Origin of the sequence: Palleronia sp. LCG004 (assembly GCF_032931615.1) — a bacterium.
GTDB lineage: Bacteria > Pseudomonadota > Alphaproteobacteria > Rhodobacterales > Rhodobacteraceae > Palleronia.
Genome location: NZ_CP136759.1, coordinates 2805001 through 2825159 on the forward strand (window position 1 = coordinate 2805001; position 20159 = coordinate 2825159).

The following is a 20159-nucleotide window of genomic DNA, read 5'->3' on the forward strand; positions in this document are numbered from 1 at the left end:
ACCTCCGTAAGTTCGCGAGAAGGAGGCCCAGTTTCTAGGCAACTAGTGGCTGGGGGCACAAACCAGGGGGTGGCGACTGTTTACTAAAAACACAGGGCTCTGCGAAGTCGCAAGACGACGTATAGGGTCTGACGCCTGCCCGGTGCCGGAAGGTTAAAAGGAGAGGTGCAAGCCTTGAATTGAAGCCCCGGTAAACGGCGGCCGTAACTATAACGGTCCTAAGGTAGCGAAATTCCTTGTCGGGTAAGTTCCGACCTGCACGAATGGCGTAACGACTTCCCCGCTGTCTCCAACATCGACTCAGCGAAATTGAATTGCCTGTCAAGATGCAGGCTTCCCGCGGTTAGACGGAAAGACCCCGTGCACCTTTACTACAGCTTCACACTGGCATCAGGCCAGGCATGTGCAGGATAGGTGGTAGGCTTTGAAGCCGTGACGCCAGTCGCGGTGGAGCCATCCTTGAGATACCACCCTTGCCTTGCTTGATGTCTAACCGCGGTCCGTTATCCGGATCCGGGACCCTGTGTGGCGGGTAGTTTGACTGGGGCGGTCGCCTCCCAAAGAGTAACGGAGGCGTGCGAAGGTTGGCTCAGAGCGGTCGGAAATCGCTCGTTGAGTGCAATGGCAGAAGCCAGCCTGACTGCGAGACTGACAAGTCGAGCAGAGTCGAAAGACGGCCATAGTGATCCGGTGGTCCCGCGTGGAAGGGCCATCGCTCAACGGATAAAAGGTACGCCGGGGATAACAGGCTGATGGTGCCCAAGAGTCCATATCGACGGCACCGTTTGGCACCTCGATGTCGGCTCATCTCATCCTGGGGCTGGAGCAGGTCCCAAGGGTACGGCTGTTCGCCGTTTAAAGAGGTACGTGAGCTGGGTTTAGAACGTCGTGAGACAGTTCGGTCCCTATCTGCCGTGGGTGTAGGATACTTGAGAGGAGTTGCCCCTAGTACGAGAGGACCGGGGTGAACGATCCACTGGTGGACCAGTTGTCATGCCAATGGCAGTGCTGGGTAGCTATGATCGGAAAGGATAACCGCTGAAGGCATCTAAGCGGGAAGCCCCCCTCGAAACAAGGTATCCCTGAGGACCGTGGTAGACCACCACGTCGATAGGCCGGAGATGTAAGCGCAGCAATGTGCTCAGTTGACCGGTACTAATTGTCCGATAGGCTTGATTTGATCCAGTAGAAGATTGGCTGGACCAAAAGCATACACCGAAGTGTACACGACTTGGAACTGATGGATGTCCTGCCCGCTCAAACAAGCGGAACGGACAGAAGCTTCTCTTTCGGTTTGGTGGTCACAGCGCGAGCAAAACACCCGATCCCATCCCGAACTCGGCAGTTAAGTGCCGTTGCGCCGATGGTACTGCGTCTCAAGACGTGGGAGAGTAGGTCGCCGCCAAACCTAACGAGAAGCTCCGATGATCTCTCTGAAACGATGATGGTGCCGGATCCTACCGCCACCGAAACCCAGAATGATCGACGGGACCGCGCATACCTGCGCACCGTCATCCGGCGCGGGATGGAGCAGTCCGGTAGCTCGTCAGGCTCATAACCTGAAGGTCGTAGGTTCAAATCCTACTCCCGCAACCAACTTCCGCGAAAATCGCACTACCACGAACGGCGTCGAGCTCACTCGGCGCCGATTTGTGTAGCATCTCCAGCAGATTACCCTCGATGATCAAGCGATGAGCCTTCGCCTCTTCGTCCCAATCGACGTCGATCCGGTCGATCAGCTCATGCAGCTCGTCGGCCGCGCGTCCGACAACGCTCTCCTCGGAGAGGCTCGCTGCAAGGTTCCCGACCATCTCCTGATAGAGCTCGGGCAGACCCTCGGGCAGCTCGATGTCCGGCGGGACGATGTCGTCGCGGGTGGCTGCGAGGCGCGCGAGGTCGGCATCGATCTTCTGGAGTTCGGCGACGAGCGATTCCGAGCCCAGCCCCTGCTTCGCCAGAGCAACCAAGTTGCGTTGTTCCACCTCCAGCTGCCTCACCCGCGCGTCGTGAAGGCGCAGCATGTCCTCGGCCGTGCCTTGGGATGCCTTCAGCTGGTGGTGCACGCGGTCGCGGAACCTTGCATAGGCCTCGGGCTTCATCAGATCGGCCCGCAGGGCAGACAGGACCAAGGGCAGGGCGACGCTCTCTCGGAGGCCCTGGAACCCGGTGCAGACGCTCGGGCCCTTCTCCTTGGCGTCGGCGCAGTAGTAGGTCTTGTATTTGCCCGACCCGGCGACGGTCATTCGTCCGCCACAGAGGCTACAGTGCAGGAGTCCCGACAGCAGATACTTTCGGCGCCGGAGCGTCTGGCCCGACGACAGACGGTTCCGGTCGGTGGTCTCCACCTTCAACCGCCGCTTCGTCTGCGACGCCTGACGCGCCTTCACGGCATCCCAGAGCTCTTGGCTGACGATCCTGAGCTCAGGCACCTCGACGATGTGCCACTCGCTCTCGGGGTTCAGCGTCGAGCGCTTCTTCTCGGTCTGGTGGTGCTTCGTGTAGGACAGCCGGTTCCAGATCCGCCGCCCGACATAGAGCTCGTTGTTCAGAATGCCGGTGCCGCGCGCGGCGTTGCCGTTGATCGTGTTCTGCTTCCAGTGCCCCGACGACTTGCGCTTCGAACCCACGGACGGGGAGGGGATGCCCTCCTCGTTGAGGCGGCTGGCGATCTTGATGGGCGAGACGCCGGCGGCGTAGTCGCGGAAGATGCTCCGCACGACGGCTGCCTCGATCTCGTCGATGGCCAGGGTGCCCTTCACCGGGGCACCGCGCTCGTCGGTGCCGGGGCGGTATCCGTAGATGCGGCCGCCGCCGCTCAGGCCCTTCAGAACCTTGCCCTCGATGCCGCGGCGCACCTTGTCCGAGAGTTCCTCGAGGAACATGGCGCTCATCATCGACGAGAGCCCCAGCGTAAGCGCATCCACCTTGCCGCGCCCGACCGTGTGGATCTCGACACGTGCGGTCTTCGCGGCCTTGTAGAAGCCGGCGAGATGCTCTTGGTCGCGGGAAATCCGGTCGAGGGACTCGGCGAGGACGATGTCGAACGCCCCTGTGTGAAGCGCGTCCTTCAGGCGCGTGAAGTCCGGCCGGGTCCGTGCCGCCGTGCCGCTGATCGCGCTGTCCGAGAAGCGCTCGACGATCGTCCAGCCCTGCTGCCGTGCGTAGCGCTCCGCCTGACGAAACTGGTCCTCGACCGACATCGGGTTCTGCAAGTCGGTCGAGTAGCGGGCGTAGAGCGCGACCCGGCGGGGAGTGGCGGCGTTGGCGTGATTTGTCACAGGCGAAACTCCGGGGGTTGGAAACCGCTCTGACGGTCGGTGTCGTTGGTCATGTCGGGGGCGGACTTTCCGCCGTCGCTGAAAGGAGCCCGCAGGCTTCCCAGATTGGCGGCCGGCTCGACGAAGGATAAGTCGGCATCGTTTTGCGTGCAGAATCGCTCGAAAGCCAGAAGCTTCTCGGGATCGCGTGAAATGCGCGTCGGGTCGATTGCGATGACGGCCTGCGCCTCGCCGCTTGCGATCCGATCCCGGAGGATCGTGAGACCGGGAGCGTCTCCCGCTCCGCTGACGCCGTTGGCGACGACGGCATGAATGACCTTCCAGCCCTGCGCTGCGGCGAGAGCGGTGCACCGATGCCGCTGCTCTGCGATGGCACCCTCATTCGCGTGTGCCGTACGCAGGTAGAGCAGGGCGTTGGTTCGGTCGGTCATGGTCTTCCCATCGTCGTTCTGCCGTCGGCACGGCGCGGTTGAAAAATATGTCGCAGGCAAATGAGGACATCGTATGGCCGCATTCCCCTGTAGGTTGTGATTATCGCGTCAGGCATCGCTTCCTGCTTCTCCCGCTCCTGCGAGAGCTTGCGGACCGCGGCTTCTGCGAGAAGGTCGATCAGTCTGTCGAGCGGCATCGGCGGAGTCCTTTCCAGTTCGGGCACCACACAACCGACATGGCGGACGCCCAACCGAGACCGCAGCACAGCTTTGGCCACCGGCGCCCGTGGGGAGACCCGCGGGCGCTTTCTGTGGGGGCGCGATCGTCAGTCTCGTTCAGATCAATCGTCTATTGCTTGAGCTTCCTGAGCAGTCTCCGAAGCGCTCTCCTCGGGGAGCGCCTCGGAGACTGCGTCTGAGCGGACATGAAGATCTGCGGCGATCTCCACCCCGTCGAACAAGGTCCATGGCAGTTCAGGACCACCGGCATTGACCGCTGGCCAGGTCACATAACCGAGGCCGCCGAACGATACCGTCCGGGCTTCCGCGGCCTTCGCGCGTTCGGTGAGCTGCTCTATTGTGGCATGGTTCTCGGCGGTCAGCGCCTCAAGTCGGGCGATCTCCTTGTCGCGCTCTGAGATCTCGACCTCGAGAGCGCGCCGGATATGATGCCAAGCGTCGCGCCGTTCCTGATGTTCGGCCTCGGCAAGACGCCAGAGCTGGGCCCAAAGTGCCGTCATCTCTGCGGGCATATCGGGAACGGCGGTCATCAACTCTGCCTTCGCGGCCCGTTCCTCGCGCCAGGCTCGCAGATGCTTCGTGATCGTGCTGAACGAACCGCCAGTAATCTTCCCCACCTTCTCGACGGTCGGCGGTGTGCCGTCGGCGTCCAGCTGATTTGCAGCAGCGAACACCGCCTCTCTGGTGGCTTTGCCTCTCTGCGTCGACGATGCTTCGGCCATGATGCCTCCGTGGTGTGCTGTAGTGTAATCCTGCTACGCTATGTTACAGCGGCGCTCCTTTACGGAGGCTTATCGGCGACGCTATCGCCGGGGGTATGCGGCGGTTCACAGCGAAGCAGGCTTCGGGGCAGCCTGTGCCTCGGCCGGATGAGCATGCCAGGTGACGAGCATCGCCGGCGAGGATCGGTGATGCCGCCGGAGACTGAGTGCAGGTGTCGCAACGGGTAGCACGAGAGTGTCGGGCGTAGCGAGATCGCGGGGCACGGTCGGCGATGCAGCTTGGCTCCGTCCGCAAGCCGTGATGTCATCGTCGGAGCGCCGTGGTGACCGTCGCGCTGCCGGCGAAGGGCTGGTCGATCTGCAATCACTATTCTCTGACGAAAGGCCAAGTGGCGATCCGCGAGATCGCAAAAGTCTGGGCCGACAGCACCGGCAATCTTGCGCCTCAGCCCGCGATCTTCCCCGACCATACAGCGCCCGTCATCCGCATGGGCGATGAGGGCCAGAAGATGACGACGATGCGGTGGGGCATGCCATCGCCAAGCTTTGCCCTGAAGAACCGCAAGGCCGATCCGGGCGTGACCAATATCCGCGACCTCGGGTCACCGCACTGGCCGCTCTGGCTCGGCCCCGAGCATGGCGGCCTCGTGAAGTTCACCAGCTTCTCCGAATACCGGGTCGAGCCCGACAAGTCGCGAACCCCCGTCTGGTTCGCGCGCGGCGAGGATCGACCCCTGATGTTCTTCGCGGGGACCTGGAGGCGCTGGACCTCCGTGCGGACGATCAAAGAGGTCGAGGCCGATCTCACGACTTCCTGACTACGGAAGCGAACTTCATCGTCGGAGCGATCCGTCCCGGTCCATGCCGGTGATCCTTACCAAGCCAGCGGAATGGGAAACTTGGCTCACGACGCCCTTCGACGAGGCGCGTGTGCTGAACCGGCCGCTGCCGAATGACGCGCTGGAAGTCGTCGCCGAGGGGTGGCGGTAGAACGGAGCGATGCAGAAATAATAATGATCAACGGTAAGCGAACATGACTGATGGCGCAGCGGAATAATGGTCTCCTTCGTATATGGACGCATTCGGTCTCGCTAAAGCCTAATTTTCGTAGGATGCGTGTCGAAAAGCTGGAAGCAGCTCGAAATTGGTGCAGGTCAACGTCAAAGTTTGACGCGCCCTTGAGTACGCGGAAACGCCGAGAAGTGGTTCAAGACATCCTCCAGTATATTAAGAATTTCTGAGAAAGAATTGAAGTCTATGTTTTCTTGGTTTTTCGAAACTTTCTCGGCCAATATCCGTTTTCCATAGTGTTTATTTCTGTCGAAGGTTTTTTCGTCCGGGTTGAATGTCTTTCCACCAAGAACCTGACTTACGACTGGCTTAGGAAGAAAGTCTTCGATCATGCTATCCTTCCCGCCAGCCAATTTAGGGGTTGGTATAACGTAGAGATTTTTAGTGACGTGATAAAATCGCGCTGTCCCGTCGACAGTCACCTTTGATCCTGATGCCGTTTTAACCGCCCCCCACAGGCCGTCTCTCGAACCTTGATCATTATCGACTAAGAGGATAACCGGAGACACAAATCCTTTGTGGGATAAATTGCCTGTACGACTCTTATACTTATGGATAAGCCCTTTCAGGTCTCCGGTGCCACCGTTGAGGTGCTGAACCGAGCTTGGGACTCTTAATTCGCTGTCAATCTTCGCATACTGAAAAAGCCTAATGGCCAAGCCACTTGGTGACCCAGCATCTTGTAGTTTTGGTCGTGCGACTGTGCTGCGTTTGATGGCGCACTGGACATAAATATTATCAGTTACTCCCTCGCAAATAACCACGGGCTGAGGGGACGCTACAAAACTCGTGTAATCGAGAAAGCGTCGATAATCTCTGTAGAAAGCTGGTTCCTTAGGTCCTTCTAATTTACTGAACCTCCTGTAATTGTATTCGGCACCCTTGACCCAAAAAATGTGACTAAGCATACCTTGGAGTGCGGCCCCTGACACTGCAGCCTTGCTTTCCGCTCCTCCGATCGTAACCGGCTTAAAGCAAATGTCATCTTTGATGAAGCTATGTACTTGAGCTCTGACCTGCTTATAGTACTCGCGCTTAACGTTAACTTTTTCATTAACGACAAGCCCGGTTACGTCTTGTCGAGACCTTTTGAAAAGCATTCGAGTTTTGTCAGGATTTACTTCAAAGCCCGATCTTTTGACTTCGGAGAGGATTTTCTTGGATAGTCTCCAGTCTCCAGATGAGGTACCATTTTCACGGTCGATCGCTATATATTTTGGAAATACGCTTTTATTGGTTGAGAAGGTAATGTCGTCAGCATAACGTGTGTAAGTGCATCTGTTCTTCGTGGCGACTTTTGAGAGTCTTATATCCAAGTGGTTGGCTATGAGATTGGATATTACCGGCGACGTAGGAGCTCCTTGTGGAAGGATACTATTATTGCAGGCCAATTGTGCGAATATAGTGGCGGCCTTCTCATCCAGCAAGAAGTGCTTGTTCTTTATAAAAAATCCGCGCACTCTGCCGAAATTTATCGAAGGGAAAAAGTCTTTAAGGTCGAAATTCAGAATCCACTTTCGATCGACATGTCGGGCTCCATTAGTTGAGATTGACAAATTCCGCTTGAACCCGTGAGAAACAATGCAGTCCTTGCGACTGATTTGCTTACCCTCAATTTCGACAAGGCAATCTTGCAGAACGCGGGCTAATCTACTTTGGGCGAGTTTGAGTTCAGGAATCGGAGCGGATATCTTTCGAACACCCTTAGTCGCCTTTGGAATTTCGAACTCTATGTACTTGGATGAGTCTGGAATTTTATAGAGAATGTAGGATAATTTCTTTGGCTGATATCCAATGAGATAAGCAATATCGGAGATATTTTTGCATAATTTTATTCTGGATAAAGAGCTCATGTGATCCACGAAATATCTGTCTTGGTGAGCACGTGGGCACTCTCAGGCAACCGAAGGGTCACATAAGATATGCTGAAGGAAACCCGAATAGGGCATATCCACCTAACGGTGGTGTCATCCGTCGCGAACACACAACGGTAAAATCTGCCCACGCGCTCGAATTAGTTGATGGCACTACGGTGGGAGGCGCGCAACCTGTTATAGTGCATCGCCGTCGTTCGCGACTTATGCACCGAACTTCGGCTCTTCGCCCTCCACCTTGGCTAAGGTTGAGGTGGCGCGCCGGCGTCGTCGGTAGCAGCGACGGAGGGTGTGGGTGCCGGCGCGCCTTCTGCCGGGTGATCCAGTCCCGGCAGTAGGGCCCCGAGGGGCCTCAAGGACGGCACCCCGCGGGGTGCCGTTGGGTCAGTTGAGATCGAGCATCCTCATGCTGAGCCGGATCGCCTCTGCGTAGTCGATGGCCTGGCGCGTCGCATTGTAGAACGTCTCGATCCGCGGCAGAGCGGCCGTCAGGGCTTCGGCTTCCGGAGAGAGCACCGTCTCGATATCGTAGGCTTCCTTGCAGCCAATCAGGAGTTCCCTTGGAATGGGGACCTGCTTCTTGGACGTCCCAGCTGCGATTGCTTTCCGGATCTCCACGACGGCAATGTCGGTGAAGATGGCGAGATCGGGGGTGATGCCCTCCTCCTCGTCGAGAGTATCGAGGAGATCTCGGACGTATTCCTGTGCAGAACTGTCGAGATATGGGAGGACGTTGCTTCGAAGATGCTGATCCAAGTCGTTCCTCCAGAAGATGGCGGATCTTGTCAGATCGACGAGCTTTGCGAACGGGTTCTTGGGGGGCAGAGCGCTCATCCCTGCACCGCCTTTCCGCCCGTGCTCTCTCGTCGCGGCCCGCGGCTCTCGACGGTGAAGTCGCGGTCGCGCCGCAGCCAGCGACGCCGCCTCGACCGTCGATCGGCCGCGATGTCGGCCTCGGCATGGATGCGGCCCCGTACCGCGTTCATGGCGGCGAATGGCGCACCGTCGAGGCGGCCAAGGACGGCTGAGCCAGTCGTGCGGCAAATGTCGAAGCCGCTGTGGTTGAGCGGTACGAACATGCGGCGGGCACCGACGAAACGCGTCGGCTCGTTGAGCCCGGCAGGGAGGTATTCCGCGCGGCGACGGACATGGATCTCGTAGCCGACGTTCGAGCGGCGGTAGGACGTCGTGCCGTAGGCGAGCAGCGCGTATCGCTGGCTGCCGAGCCGCTCGATATCGAGAACGAGGCAGGGCCGCGACTTGGGGTCCTCGGTGCTGTCCTCTTCGGCGAGGGGAAAGCGGAAGGAGACGATGTCTCCGTAGCTCACGTGGTCCTGCCACGCGGTGGTCGTGGTGATCTTGGTGCTGGTGGTATCGTCGAGCATGTCGGCTCCATGGGTTGGTGGATGTCCGACGCGTCCGGCCTGGGTCCCTACCTTCTTCTTTCTCTCTCACTCGGCCGGGACCCTCCGTCGTGCGCGTCACAAGACGCGCGCACGACGGAGGGTGCTGGCCTTCTCCTTTGTGCTGGAGTTCCTGGGGTGCCAGATGGCTTGAGGCTGGGATAAGACTTCTCTGCGATGTTGCGCGGCAGTGGCTCGGTGGAAACGGGTGAGACCGGTATGGGTGTAGGACGGCTGAAACAGGCGCGAATGCGGCGTCTGATGCCTCGAATGGCGGCAGCCGTTGCATTCGCTACGAGCTTCAGCCTTTCCCCTATCGGGGCCGACGCCGCGGTTCTCACTGGCAGCGCGGAGGTTACCGACGGCGACACGATCAAGCTCGGCGTCGTGCCGGTGCGGATACATGGCGTCGACGCCCCCGAGGATGGGCAACGCTGCGAGTTGCCCACCGGCGGGCGCTGGAGTTGCGACGACGCGGCGCGTGATCGACTGGCCGACCTGGTGGAAGGCCGGGAGATCCGCTGCGATTTGCAGGATGTCGATGCCTACGGACGGCTGGTCTCGATCTGCTACGCGGGCGTTGTCGACGCGGGCGAAGCTCTTGCCGCGGAGGGACTGGCCTGGGCGTTCACCGAGTATGTCGATGTCGACGCAGCGGGGCTTGGGCTCTGGCGGGACGGTGCCGATCCGCAGACGCCGTGGGACTACCGGTCCAACAGATGGGAGCGCGCCGCGGCGGCCTCACCCCGTCCGGGATGTCCGATCAATGACAATATCGGCGGGGGCGGTGAGAAGATCTACCACACGCCATGGTCCAAGTACTCAGCCGAACGCAGATTGACGAGACCGAGGCAGAGCAGTGGTTCTGCGATGAGAGCGAAGCGGTCGCGGCCGGATGGCGGCCGGTGCGGTCCCGATAGGCAGACCGCGGCGACCGAACAGGCGGCGGGGACATCGCGCAGTCGATCTCATGCTCAGAGGGGTTCGGGGAGGTGTGCGAACGGCCTCCCTGAGAGCGGGGGAGGTTCGGAGGGCGCGCGGAGCGGCATCCTCCGGGAGCCTGGGGCCTTGGGGGCGAGCGGAACGCCCCCGAGCCCGTCGGGGGACGCTTCAGGGGGTGCAGGGGGAGCGGCGAGCAACGACCCTGCCCGGGGTGTCCAGAGGGGCGGTGCGCCCTCTGGTCCGGCCGAAGGCCCCGAGAGGGTCAGGGAGAGCGGCGCGTCTCCCTTGGCGTCGCGTCAGCGGCGCCGGGGTCCAGGGGTGCAACCCCTGGCGAACGACAGCTGGAACGCAGGCCCGAAGGGCCGGAGTGCCAGCTGATTAGTGAGTATTGACCTGGGCAATCGCTGGGCTGCTTTCGCAATCCAAGGCTTCACGGCAAAGGTGAAGCGGTACTCCGCTTTGCTCCATATTACCGATGAGAGATCTCACCGGCAAAGACGGTGGTCGAGTCCGCCATCAGTGTCCCAAGAATAATCTTTAAAAACTCTCGAACCATCCATATAGGAGCATTACGGAAAAAACGCAGGCATAATTGAAAAGCGAGGGCTAAAATTAAGTTTTGTAAAGTAACCTTTAATTTGCATCTGCTTTCCATATTTGATAAATCGTTTTACGCCGATCGAAAGCTTCAGGGCCGCCTTCCATAATAGATATTACGCTCGTTTGACAAGCTTTGTCGTCAATGTTGCCTGTTGATACTGAAATTTCTTCATCAGTGGCGCTGCAAGTGGTGATAGTCTCAGAATCTCCAAGGACCGGAAAATTCGCGTTGTGGGTTGCGAAGATAAATTGACGATCAGGCTTTAACTTGCGAAGTAATTTTACTACTTCCTCATACACGGTCTGACTATCGAGATCATCTTCTGGTTGATCAATTAGCAATAGATCGTTGCCCTCTTGGCTCAATAGAAAAAGCATCATCGCAGATGCCCGTTGACCAAGGGAATGGGATGAAAGAGCTTTGCCATGGTATGTCACTGAATAACTATTCGGCACCTGATACGATAGAAGGGCGTATAGATTTGCGAGAAATAGATTCTTGAAGTCTTCCGATTTCGTCTTTGCAAGAGTTGATGCCGAGTCCAGATCTCGGAAAACTTCACCAAAATTTGGATAAGCAGCAGCAAGATTCTCGTAGTGTTCTCTACGAATGCCACTTCCGCGAAGCACCTGCTCAAAGCGGTCTTTGAAAGCTTTCTTGTCACCGCTAAACTCGGCTTCGACCTTCAAAGCAGTCTGAGATTTGTTAATTTTTTCTAACTCGCCGGAAATAAGCAAGAACTCTTCATGCCAAGCATCATTGACCGAAGCCAGCGCAACCTCAACAGCGTCGAATCTCGACTTCTTCTTTTGAGTGCGCTTAGTCACTTCAGCGATTTGCGCTTCAAGTTCCTGCTTGCGTTGGGTAAGTTGAATGTAGGCGTCGGGCTCAATTGAGCTTACTCCTTGCTGCTCCAACGCCACAACCAAGTTCCGTTCCGTTTCAGCAAACTCTTCTTTGAGGCTGTCACGGCTGTCCCTTAGTTCTTGATGAAGTCTGTCAAGTTCAGATGTTATAAGTAGTATCTTAGCTGAAATGGCTTTGGCCATTATAGATATACTCTTTAGTTCACGTAGCTTCGCGGTATAGCCAATGAAGAACTCAAAGTTATAATCAGATTTGCGATCCTCAATAAGATTAAACTCTTCCTCAGCTTTGATTGCGAATCTGTCAATTACTCTCTGCCAATCTCGAGCTGTTTCCTCAATATTCTCGCAGTAGTCTAAGTCTTTGTAATAAACTAATTGCTTTTCAAGTTTTTCCTTAAGTCCGTGCTTGTCAAATTGCTCGAGTTTGAAATTCAAGTTATTTAGTTCGGTCTGCAAAGCTTCTAACTCATTGACGTCGCTGCTAATTTCCATGAATTCGCTAATTGAGGAACTTAGATCGTTCGTTCGCTCTTTAATCTTTTGGCGGATGCCTTTCAGGTCACTGCCTATAAGTTTATCTACGAGGTCATTCCCAAAGCCGCTTCCGACAGCGGATAGGTCTTTTTGGCCAAAATATAGTGGTTTGGTTATGACGGTCTCCCCGATAGAAATTCCAGGGCGCAGGAAACCGTCGACATAGACATTTGGCGATTGTCCATGAATACGACTAATTTCAAAATTTCTACCATGCCGATCAACGACTTCAAGAACAATTTTGCCTCCGCTTTTGAGTACGTGAGGGACAAGTTTGTCCTTATAGTCTTTGTCTTGGGCCATTTCGCCAAATGGTATATCAAGTCCGTAACGAATACTTTCCAAAATAGAGGATTTGCCGCTCCCCTGAATGCCAATTAAGCAATTTAAATGCGGTGAAAATGTAACACGTTTATCTTTTAGTACCCCGCCTTCAAAGCGAATTGCTTTAATATGTGAGTGGTTAACTGATGGTGCCTCTTTCGACACTCGAAATTTATGATCTGTGAGTGCAAATTTTACGGCGTCAAAGCTTAAGTCGCCAAGCTTAAGATAGGTTTTCTGGCCTTTGCCGATCTGGTCAATTGATTTCGCGTCAGACCCTTCGACTTCAGCTGGGTAGCGTTCACCCCACCATCCCTTCACTTTGACGCGACAAACTGCGTCGGGTTTATCGTGCGTCCGCACTTTCTGAAAACCAAGCGTATACTTTTGAACAAGGGGGTCTGAAGCGAGTTCTTCCATCCGTCCGCCCCTGATCTCTCTCCATAAACCGCTATTATTCTCGACATGGGCGAATAGGATAAAAAAGTCGCGATTATACCTTTCTAACTCTTTTAAGGTGTCAACAAGATCATCTTTGCTTCGGCCGTTCTCGTTCTCGTATTGCTGAGGAACTCGCCCGGAAAAGGCTACGTTTAAAAACTGATTTATGTAATCATAGCCATCAGCCAACCAAGCATCAGAGAATACAATTAGGGTGTGTATTCCGTTCGCGCCGTCGTTTACAGACAACTCTACTCCGGGCAGTACGCCAATTCCTGCGTTGCGCGCACGTTTTCGCAACGCTTTGAACTCTTTGTAATCGAACTTATTGTGGTTCGTAATTACTGCAAGCCGTGTTCCTGTGGATTCTAACGCGTCGACATAATTATTTATGAACTGGTTTTCCTCACCCCCATATCGAAATTCCTTATCGGCCCGCGTGTGTAGGTGAAAGTCTACCCGTAGCCAAGGTGCCCCATGCTCAAAAAGTTTTTGGATCGCTTCACTCAATGTTCAGTTCCCGCGTAAAACTGTTCTTACAGAATACATCATGTTCTTGAAGGCGATGTATAGGGTGGAGGTCCCACCTCAATCAACAGCTTATAAGGTTCCTTTCCGTAGTCGCGATGCAGAGCTGTGCGCCAGAAACGTTATATACCCGCCAAGCCTGAACGGCATAGTGTTTGAACGGCACCTTTTCCATGGCACGTCACCTGGGGATGACTGTAGAGCCGCAATGCTGCCTTTCTCCTCACCGCCCTTCGGCCGCGATTTTTGATTGATATCGTCTATCGGCTGAAGTTTCTTCTCCCAAGCGTACACTGACAACTACGACGCTGCGCCGGAAGTCAATTTCATTTTTGGAGCTTCTTTAGCTTAGCCATACGCTTGATGCTTCTCTTCGGACCTCAGCGGCCGCCCACGAGCCCGCGGGTTGACTGCGCACAACTCTTTTTCTCTCCGATCGCCTGACATCGACACAACTCCTGAATTCCTCGGTTCAGGAGATCAACGATGGACGGCTCGCAGCTCAAGACAGACTACCCCGTGGTGCTTCGCTTCGAGGGGCTCTACCCGCACCAGCTTGGGAGCTACGAGGCGCATCGCCTGCGGAAGGGTGGGGACCTCAGCCACGTTGATCGGGAGCGAACAAAGCTGAACGGCCCCCCGCTGATCGGTCCCGAGGACTGGGCGTCGCTGGCGCTCGCTGAGATCCGCGAGATGACGGCCAAGAACTTCGCGGCAGAACTCGAGGCTCTGGAGAAGCGGAAGCGCAAGAAGGATATCCAGCGCCGTCTCATCGAGGGGCCGAAGCAGCCTTGGCGACCGACGCGGCATGGGCCCATGCGCGAGGTGATCCTCACGGTCAACAAGGACTGGTTCGCCGGCGACCTGTCGAACTTCTTCGGCGAAGGCGAGAACCACCGGGAGAAGGAGTTTGGCGAACTCGCTGTAGGCTGGCTAAAGGAAAACTTTGGCGACGACGTGATCCATGCTCGTGCGGACCGGGATGAGGCCGCCTATCACATCCACGCGGTTATCATGCCCCGGGCGAATGTTGAGATCGCGAAGCCTGGGGCGAAGGTGCCGACGGCAACCGCGACGCGACGAATGCTGCAACCATCGATCCACCCGCTTATCAAGGACTACGAAGCCGCGCAGGACAGCGTCGGCCACTGGTTCAAGGATCTGGGGCTTGTGCGTGGAGAGCGAACCGCCGCTGCGAGCCGCGATGCCCGTGAAAACGGGGAAGAGCGTCCGAAACGCCGGTATCACGCGAAGACATGGAAGTGGCGCGCCGAGCAGGAACAGCGCCTGCTCGCAGAGAGGCAGGCGCTGGACCTGCGTGAAGAAAAGCTCTCCGATCGCGAGGGGAAGGTCGAGGAGCGGGAAGCGGAGGCGGAAACCGTGCTTGCCGTCGCCGAAGGCGTTGTGTCCGGGGCTCTCGTCGTCGAGACCGCCGATGACGATGCCGCGCCCGTTCTGACCGACGCACCCAAGGTACCGGATGCAACCCTCTGCGAGCCGACGGTCGAGACCCTGCGAAAGCGATCACCGCGTGGCTTCGCGCGTGCGGCGAATGCGTTCGAGCGCGCCTGGTTCCGCCTGTTCGGTGAAGCCCGCAAGAAGGCGAAGGCAGAAGCCCAGGCGAAGGTCACGGGGGCCATGGCGCAAATCGAGAAGGCCGACGCAAAGATCGTCGAGGCGACCCGACATCTGCCACGAGAGGTGCGCGAAACGATCGCCGGTATCCGTCAGACGATCCCCGCTATCCTGAGCCGTCTCGAACGGCGTAACGGGGGGATGCAAAGGGACGACGATGGGAGCCGAGACGAACGCAAGGATCGGGGTGATGGCGAAAAGTTCTAAGGCAGGGCAGAGGCTTATCTGAAACGTGGAAGAAAAGTTGCGGATCTCGCTCACCGATCGAACGGGTCGGAGCAAAATGTTTCGTACCCCGAGAGGGTGACCCACTAACGGTGCCCGGTCGGGCCCTTCACTTCGCTACAAGGATACCACCATGACCAACTTCCTCGACGCCCAGCTCGCCAACTCCAAAACCCTCCGCAAAGAGCGCCAGCGCGCCGCGTAGCCGAGCGAGTCCGACGCGACCGCACGTGCGTTTGCCACATTCCAGCGTGCCGTGCGGCGCGACTTCCGCAAGGCGGATAACCAGGAAAAGCTGATTGCGAAGGCAATCGCCGACACGATGCCCGAACTGATCGCGGCGATGGACGAGGACCCGCTCGCCGCGCTCTTCTTCGCACTCGAACGTGTGGCGACAGCGCCCAACCGCCGCCGCATCGCCAAGCACCTGCTGCGCCCCGAGATCGTCGACGAGATGCATGCCGAGGCGGACGAGGAAGACGCCCTTACCGCCGAGGAAGCGGCGAGGGCCGAGGCCTTGGCCGCCGAGAAACCCGTCGGGCGGAACGGCTCTGACAGAACTATGCCGAAAGGCGACGCACTTGGAGGCGCAGCGGAGGAATGACCTCCGCATATAGGAAGGCCGATACCTCTCGCCGGCCCCGCCTTAGTATTACCCGAAGAGCACCGAGGACGATCGGTTGAGTCCAATGCGTGCTCCCGCAACCAGCTCAAACGAACGCTCGTTCGAGCGAAAGCCCGCCCCTCCGGCGGCCTTTGTTTTTGCGAGCATCTCCGGCAGCTTACCTTCCAGCTCGACCTCGTGTCCGCCGCCCGGGCGGGGACGGACAACGATTGCGGAAATCAGCTCGCGCAGCTCGTCAGAGGCGCGGTCCCGCACGGAGGGCTCCGACAGCATCCCGATGAGATTCCCAATATGGGCGCGGTAGAGAGTCGGCAGATCGTCGGGCAGTTCCACCTGGGTCGGCGTGGCCGCCTACCGCTGGCTCTTCATCTGATCGAGCTCGGCTTGGAGGGTATTCAGGCGCGCGACGAGAGTCGGGGAAAACTCGCCTGTCTCAATGGCCGAAAAGATGTTGTCCACCTTCGCCTGATGCTCGGCGATCATCTTGTCTCGCAGCTTCAGGTTATCGCCGATCGTTGATTGCTCGGCGCGAAGGCGCGCCTCGAACTCCTGGCGGAAGGTCTCGCAGGGTCCGTCCTGAATCATGGCGTGGTAGAGGTTTGGAAGGATTTGCTCGGCATCATGTCGCAGCTAACACTTGAGTTGGCGTGTTCCTGCGACTCGGATTGCAGTACGCTTTGGCTATCTCGGCAGATGTTTCTCCCGTCTTACAGGCACTGGCCCCGCTGACGGTTTTCGTAGTCTTCCCGACGGTCATGTGGCCGCTGCAGAAGTTGCACCTGACCTGGCCCGACAACAAAGTATTTCCGGTGGTGATTGCTTGGAAACGGCAACAAGCTCGCAGCGTCTTGTAGTCCGCCCACGGCTCATCGTGACTAAAACCATAGGCCAGGAATGTTGCAATCGTTCACATCGACGGATCGTCCAGTGCTAATACCTACCGCCTAGGGAAAGGGCTTTCAAATATCTCCAGGCCGGTTCAGATGTTACACCCCAATTAAGATTGTCCTTAATGAGAATACCGGCGTGCGACACAAAATTGGTGATAGGCTTCAATTTATAGAGCCGAAGGCCCATAAACGGGACCAAATGATCCAAAGTGTCGCCTTTAGCAAAGATTGCCGGGATTGTGATGCGGGCTCTGCGCAATCTGGTTAATTAGCGGGTTGGCGTATCGGCGTTCTTCGGGAGGGTGATATTCACCCACATACGCTCAAGCGCATCATGGAATCCTCTTGACAGTTCAAGCTGCCATTCCGCGCTCGAGAGCTTTAAGTTTGTTCGTATGATATCAATCTTGATCTTCCTCGGTTCGGGGGATGCGGATCCGAGACACAAATTAAGCTTACTGTTCAAACACTCTCAAGTTCATTTGCCACATGCCGCTTTTGGTTGATCCCGATCAGTCGAGCCAAGGATGGTTGACGAGGCTTTCCCGGCCAGTTCCTCAGCGCCCCGTGATGCCGGGAAAGGCTATCAATAGACCGACCGCCAAGATCTGCAGGGCGATGAACGGTAGGAGCGCCCGGAAGATTTCGCCGAGCGATATTTCGGGCGGTGCGACCGACTTCAGGTAGAACGCAGCGGGGCCGAAGGGTGGGGACAGGAACGAGACCTGCATGTTCATGGCGAAGAGCACGCCGAACCACACTGGATCGAGCCCCATGGATTTGATGATCGGCACGAATATCGGCATCGTGAGCAGGGCGATGCCGACCCAGTCGAGGAACGCGCCCAGTACGAAGAGGATCGCCATCATCACGAGCACGATGACCGTGGGATTGTCGGACAGCCCCGTCATCAGGTCCGAGATAAAACGGATCCCGCCCATCAGGTTGTAGACGCCCACCAGCGCCGTGGCTCCGATGCCGATCCAGACGATCATGCCGACGGTGGCCAGTGTCTGCATCGCGCTGTCACGCAGCATGGCGAAAGTGAATTCCCCCCGGAGCAACGTCGAGAGAAGCACGCCACCGACGCCGACGGCGGACGCCTCGGTCACCGAAGCGATCCCCGCATAGATCGACCCCAGGACGAAGAACACCACGAGGAACGGCAGGATAAGCCCCTTGAGAAGCTTGATCTTCTCGGAGTTGGGCATGGGCTCCGGATCCGGCAGGGGAGCGATATTGGGATTCGTGTAGGACCGGACAAGAATGTAAATGACGTAGAACATCGCCAGCATGAAGCCCGGGAGGAACGCCGCGGTGAAAAGATCCCCGATCGAGACGTTGGCCGTGAGGCCATAGATGATCAGGACGATGGACGGCGGCACCATCGTTCCAAGCGAGCCGCCGGCGCAGACGACGCCGATGGCAAGCTTTCGATCGTACCCCTGGCGGAGCATCTGGGGGAGCGCGATCAAGCCAAGGAGCACGATCTCGCCACCAATGATGCCCGACATCGCGGCAAGGATGACCGCAACGAAGATCGTCTGAACGGCCACGCCGCCCCGCAGCCGTCCACCGACCAGCTTCATCGCGTCGAACAAGTCGCGGGCGATGCCGGACCTGTCCAGCAATGCCGCCATCAGGACGAACATCGGGACCGAAACGAAAACGAAGCTTTCGACGAAGGTATAGATGCGCGAGGTGATGATCGGTACGGACATGGTGCCGTAGCCCATGATCGCAAAGACCAAGGCGACCAGCAACGTGACGAAGGCAAGCGGCATGCCCGTCAGAAGCAGGACGACCATGAGGCCGAACATCCACAGGGTCAGCGGGCCGATACCTATGGCCGCGAAATCGAGGATGGCGCTCATTCTTCGGTCTCCAGGACGCGGTCTGCAGGCATGCGGAAGTATTTGACCGACAGGATCAGGAACTGGACCATCATCAGAAGGATGATGATGAGCAGAAATCCCTTCACAAGGGCCGGTGTCGGCGGGTTCCATGCTGATCCCGAGGTTTCCATGCGGAACGCGCCGGTCGGGGTCCAGTACGCCTTGGTCACGACGATCCACGCGGCGAACGCGAAGAATCCCGTAGCGATCAGGGACAGGATCGACAGGATGACGTTCAGCCAGCGTCGAGCACGCGGTCCCACGGCGTCGTAGAGCAGGACGACGCGGATGTGGCTGTCGCGCGACACGCAGAGCAGCCCACCGTAGAGAAAGGCGAGGCCGCACAGGAACGTCGTCGTCTCGTGCGCCCAGAGCGTCGGGCTGTTGAACACGTAGCGGAGGAAGACTTCCAGCAGCAGGATGCACGCAGCCAGGACGATCCCGGCTGCGAAGACATAGGCAATTTTGTCTATGATGCGCCCGAGGATGCCCGCTTCCGGGATCGCTCGCTTGGTAAGATCGCTCATGGGTCTCCTCCCCCCGGCATTTGCGTCACGGGGCGGGATGTGCTTCCGCCCCGTTCGGGTTCACTCGATCAGGCCCTTGGATTCCAGATAGCTGTTCAGGCCGTCATAGACCTTCTGCGCAGCTTCGGACTGGCTGGCGACCTTTTCCCATTCGCCTTGTGCGATGCCACGGAACTTGGCGCGCTCTTCCGCGGACCAATCGTGCACGGTCACCTCGCCTTCGGCCTTCGCGGCCTCGACCGCCGCCAGATCGCGCTCCTTCAGCGAGTTGACCTGGGTCTGCTGGAACTCCTTGATCGAGGTGTGGAACAGTTCCTTGATGTCATCGGGAAGTTCGTCCCAGCGAGCCTTGTTCATCGACACCTCGACCAGCGGTAACGAGTGGAAGCCCGGATAGACCGGATGCGTCGCGACTTCGTTCATTCCGACTTCCTGGTTGACCGAGAACACCGAGTAGTCGGCCGCGTCGATCACACCCTTGTCGAGCGACGTATAGACTTCGGATGCCGGCAGGTTCACCGGGGCGGCACCTGCCGCACGGAACACGTTCGCGATCAATCCCTCGGGGCTGCGGACTTTCAAACCCTGGAGATCGTCCACGCCTTCGAGCGGCACCTTGGAAACGAACGCCTCGAGCCCGGGCGTGGAGACGCCGATGAATTCAAGGCCATAGGGGTTCAGCAGTTCGTTCATCAGCTCCTTGCCGCCGCCGTTCTCGACGAAGTCGATCATCTCCGCGGGGTCGGACCATGCTCCGACGGGGTTGGCGATCAGGCCGAAGGCCGGGTCCTTTCCGGCGAAATAGGACGTGTCGGTGATGTGCCCGTCGATGATACCCGCGCCGACGGCATCCTGTGTTTCCTTGTAATCGACGATGGAGCCGACCGGCAGCAGTTCGACGACGACGTTTCCGTCGCTCATCTCCTTCAGCGTCTCGGTCCAGCCTTGCTGAAACTCGAAATTCGGGTTGCCCGCCGGGTCGGACGACTGGAAGCGGAAGCTGTAGTCCTGTGCATTGGCGGCCATCGCCGTCAGGCCAACGGCCAGCGCACTGGTGAGCAGGGTCTTGTAGGTCATCGAGGTCTCCTCCCTCTGGGGTGAATG

18 protein-coding genes, 1 tRNA gene and 2 rRNA genes (1 of these 21 running past the window's edge) are annotated in these 20159 nt (G+C 57.8%); 8 read left to right on the plus strand and 13 right to left on the minus strand.

The window, feature by feature from the left end:
- The 3 genes from RVY76_RS13705 to RVY76_RS13715 all read left to right on the plus strand — a co-directional run.
- Positions 1–1180 (plus strand): 23S ribosomal RNA (locus RVY76_RS13705); it begins 1657 nt to the left of the window's first position.
- Positions 1181–1293: 113 nt separating this feature from the next.
- A 5S ribosomal RNA gene (rrf, locus tag RVY76_RS13710) occupies positions 1294–1408 on the plus strand.
- A gap of 111 nt (positions 1409–1519) precedes the next feature.
- Positions 1520–1596: transfer RNA gene (locus tag RVY76_RS13715), tRNA-Met, on the plus strand.
- On the opposite strand, the gene RVY76_RS13720 is transcribed toward RVY76_RS13715, so the two are convergent.
- The 4 genes from RVY76_RS13720 to RVY76_RS13735 form a co-directional block, all read right to left on the minus strand.
- Complete coding sequence (locus RVY76_RS13720; protein WP_317374729.1) at positions 1575–3278, minus strand: recombinase family protein; 1704 nt, start codon at positions 3276–3278, stop codon at positions 1575–1577. The genes RVY76_RS13715 and RVY76_RS13720 overlap by 22 nt on opposite strands.
- Positions 3275–3709, minus strand: coding sequence for a recombinase family protein (locus RVY76_RS13725; RefSeq protein ID WP_317374730.1), 435 nt, complete (start codon positions 3707–3709; stop codon positions 3275–3277). Before RVY76_RS13725 ends, RVY76_RS13720 begins: the two co-directional genes overlap by 4 nt.
- Positions 3706–3906, minus strand: coding sequence for a hypothetical protein (locus RVY76_RS13730; protein ID WP_317374731.1), 201 nt, complete (start codon positions 3904–3906; stop codon positions 3706–3708). The genes RVY76_RS13725 and RVY76_RS13730 overlap by 4 nt, the downstream gene beginning before the upstream one ends.
- A 144-nt stretch (positions 3907–4050) precedes the next feature.
- On the minus strand, positions 4051–4671 hold the full coding sequence (locus RVY76_RS13735; RefSeq protein ID WP_317374732.1) for a DNA-binding protein: 621 nt from the start codon (positions 4669–4671) through the stop codon (positions 4051–4053).
- Positions 4672–4994: 323 nt separating this feature from the next.
- On the opposite strand from RVY76_RS13735, the gene RVY76_RS13740 reads away from it, so the two are divergent.
- Both RVY76_RS13740 and RVY76_RS13745 read left to right on the plus strand, forming a co-directional pair.
- Complete coding sequence (locus tag RVY76_RS13740) at positions 4995–5489, plus strand: SOS response-associated peptidase family protein (protein ID WP_317374733.1); 495 nt, start codon at positions 4995–4997, stop codon at positions 5487–5489.
- A 43-nt stretch (positions 5490–5532) separates the two neighbouring features.
- Positions 5533–5661 carry a hypothetical protein gene (locus tag RVY76_RS13745; protein WP_317374734.1) on the plus strand — a complete coding sequence of 43 codons (129 nt, stop codon included), beginning with the start codon at positions 5533–5535 and terminating at the stop codon, positions 5659–5661.
- A 170-nt stretch (positions 5662–5831) separates the two neighbouring features.
- Here RVY76_RS13745 and RVY76_RS13750 read toward each other — a convergent pair whose 3' ends face one another.
- From RVY76_RS13750 to RVY76_RS13760, 3 genes are all read right to left on the minus strand, one after another.
- Positions 5832–7595, minus strand: coding sequence for a retron Ec67 family RNA-directed DNA polymerase/endonuclease (locus RVY76_RS13750; protein ID WP_317376776.1), 1764 nt, complete (start codon positions 7593–7595; stop codon positions 5832–5834).
- A gap of 405 nt (positions 7596–8000) precedes the next feature.
- Entirely contained in the window at positions 8001–8372 is a 372-nt protein-coding gene (locus tag RVY76_RS13755) for a hypothetical protein (RefSeq protein ID WP_317374735.1), read from the minus strand.
- Positions 8373–8446: 74 nt separating this feature from the next.
- Positions 8447–9001: a hypothetical protein gene (locus RVY76_RS13760; RefSeq protein WP_317374736.1), complete on the minus strand. Its 555-nt coding sequence runs from the start codon at positions 8999–9001 to the stop codon at positions 8447–8449.
- Between the two features lie 288 nt (positions 9002–9289).
- Here RVY76_RS13760 and RVY76_RS18720 point away from each other — a divergent pair, with 288 nt between their 5' ends.
- A complete protein-coding gene (locus RVY76_RS18720; protein ID WP_410796034.1) occupies positions 9290–10339 on the plus strand; it encodes a thermonuclease family protein in 1050 nt (349 codons plus the stop codon).
- A 255-nt stretch (positions 10340–10594) separates the two neighbouring features.
- Here the strand turns inward: RVY76_RS18720 and RVY76_RS13765 are convergent, their stop codons facing one another.
- Positions 10595–13240 (minus strand): TrlF family AAA-like ATPase, encoded by a 2646-nt coding sequence (locus RVY76_RS13765; RefSeq protein WP_317374737.1) that lies wholly within the window; start codon positions 13238–13240, stop codon positions 10595–10597.
- A gap of 504 nt (positions 13241–13744) precedes the next feature.
- On the opposite strand from RVY76_RS13765, the gene RVY76_RS13770 reads away from it, so the two are divergent.
- The gene (locus tag RVY76_RS13770; protein ID WP_317374738.1) at positions 13745–15100 is read left to right on the plus strand and encodes a plasmid recombination protein; all 1356 of its coding nucleotides are present in this window, start codon (positions 13745–13747) and stop codon (positions 15098–15100) included.
- A 340-nt stretch (positions 15101–15440) separates the two neighbouring features.
- A complete protein-coding gene (locus RVY76_RS13775; protein ID WP_317374740.1) occupies positions 15441–15722 on the plus strand; it encodes a hypothetical protein in 282 nt (93 codons plus the stop codon).
- 48 nt (positions 15723–15770) lie between these two features.
- On the opposite strand, the gene RVY76_RS13780 is transcribed toward RVY76_RS13775, so the two are convergent.
- The 5 genes from RVY76_RS13780 to RVY76_RS13800 all read right to left on the minus strand — a co-directional run bounded on the left by RVY76_RS13780 (position 15771) and on the right by RVY76_RS13800 (position 20132).
- Entirely contained in the window at positions 15771–16076 is a 306-nt protein-coding gene (locus tag RVY76_RS13780) for a hypothetical protein (RefSeq protein WP_317374741.1), read from the minus strand.
- An 18-nt stretch (positions 16077–16094) separates the two neighbouring features.
- Positions 16095–16328, minus strand: a complete 234-nt coding sequence (locus tag RVY76_RS13785) for a hypothetical protein (RefSeq protein WP_317374742.1) — start codon at positions 16326–16328, stop codon at positions 16095–16097.
- 862 nt (positions 16329–17190) lie between these two features.
- The gene (locus RVY76_RS13790; RefSeq protein WP_317374743.1) at positions 17191–18507 is read right to left on the minus strand and encodes a TRAP transporter large permease subunit; all 1317 of its coding nucleotides are present in this window, start codon (positions 18505–18507) and stop codon (positions 17191–17193) included.
- Positions 18504–19055 (minus strand): TRAP transporter small permease subunit, encoded by a 552-nt coding sequence (locus RVY76_RS13795; RefSeq protein ID WP_317374745.1) that lies wholly within the window; start codon positions 19053–19055, stop codon positions 18504–18506. The genes RVY76_RS13790 and RVY76_RS13795 overlap by 4 nt, the downstream gene beginning before the upstream one ends.
- 60 nt (positions 19056–19115) lie before the next feature.
- Positions 19116–20132 carry a TRAP transporter substrate-binding protein gene (locus RVY76_RS13800; protein WP_317374746.1) on the minus strand — a complete coding sequence of 339 codons (1017 nt, stop codon included), beginning with the start codon at positions 20130–20132 and terminating at the stop codon, positions 19116–19118.
- Between the last annotated feature and the right edge of the window lie 27 nt (positions 20133–20159).

Bases quoted from the DNA above. Each gene is read 5' to 3' on its own strand.
- RVY76_RS13725 (WP_317374730.1), bottom strand. From the start codon at position 3,709: ATGACCGACCGAACCAACGCCCTGCTCTACCTGCGTACGGCACACGCG.
- RVY76_RS13730 (WP_317374731.1), bottom strand. From the start codon at position 3,906: ATGCCGCTCGACAGACTGATCGACCTTCTCGCAGAAGCCGCGGTCCGC.
- RVY76_RS13735 (WP_317374732.1), bottom strand. From the start codon at position 4,671: ATGGCCGAAGCATCGTCGACGCAGAGAGGCAAAGCCACCAGAGAGGCG.
- RVY76_RS13745 (WP_317374734.1), top strand. From the start codon at position 5,533: ATGCCGGTGATCCTTACCAAGCCAGCGGAATGGGAAACTTGGCTCACG.
- RVY76_RS13750 (WP_317376776.1), bottom strand. From the start codon at position 7,595: ATGAGCTCTTTATCCAGAATAAAATTATGCAAAAATATCTCCGATATT.
- RVY76_RS13760 (WP_317374736.1), bottom strand. From the start codon at position 9,001: ATGCTCGACGATACCACCAGCACCAAGATCACCACGACCACCGCGTGG.
- RVY76_RS18720 (WP_410796034.1), top strand. From the start codon at position 9,290: ATGGCGGCAGCCGTTGCATTCGCTACGAGCTTCAGCCTTTCCCCTATC.
- RVY76_RS13770 (WP_317374738.1), top strand. From the start codon at position 13,745: ATGGACGGCTCGCAGCTCAAGACAGACTACCCCGTGGTGCTTCGCTTC.
- RVY76_RS13775 (WP_317374740.1), top strand. From the start codon at position 15,441: ATGCCCGAACTGATCGCGGCGATGGACGAGGACCCGCTCGCCGCGCTC.
- RVY76_RS13785 (WP_317374742.1), bottom strand. From the start codon at position 16,328: ATGATTCAGGACGGACCCTGCGAGACCTTCCGCCAGGAGTTCGAGGCG.
- RVY76_RS13790 (WP_317374743.1), bottom strand. From the start codon at position 18,507: ATGAGCGCCATCCTCGATTTCGCGGCCATAGGTATCGGCCCGCTGACC.
- RVY76_RS13795 (WP_317374745.1), bottom strand. From the start codon at position 19,055: ATGAGCGATCTTACCAAGCGAGCGATCCCGGAAGCGGGCATCCTCGGG.
- RVY76_RS13800 (WP_317374746.1), bottom strand. From the start codon at position 20,132: ATGACCTACAAGACCCTGCTCACCAGTGCGCTGGCCGTTGGCCTGACG.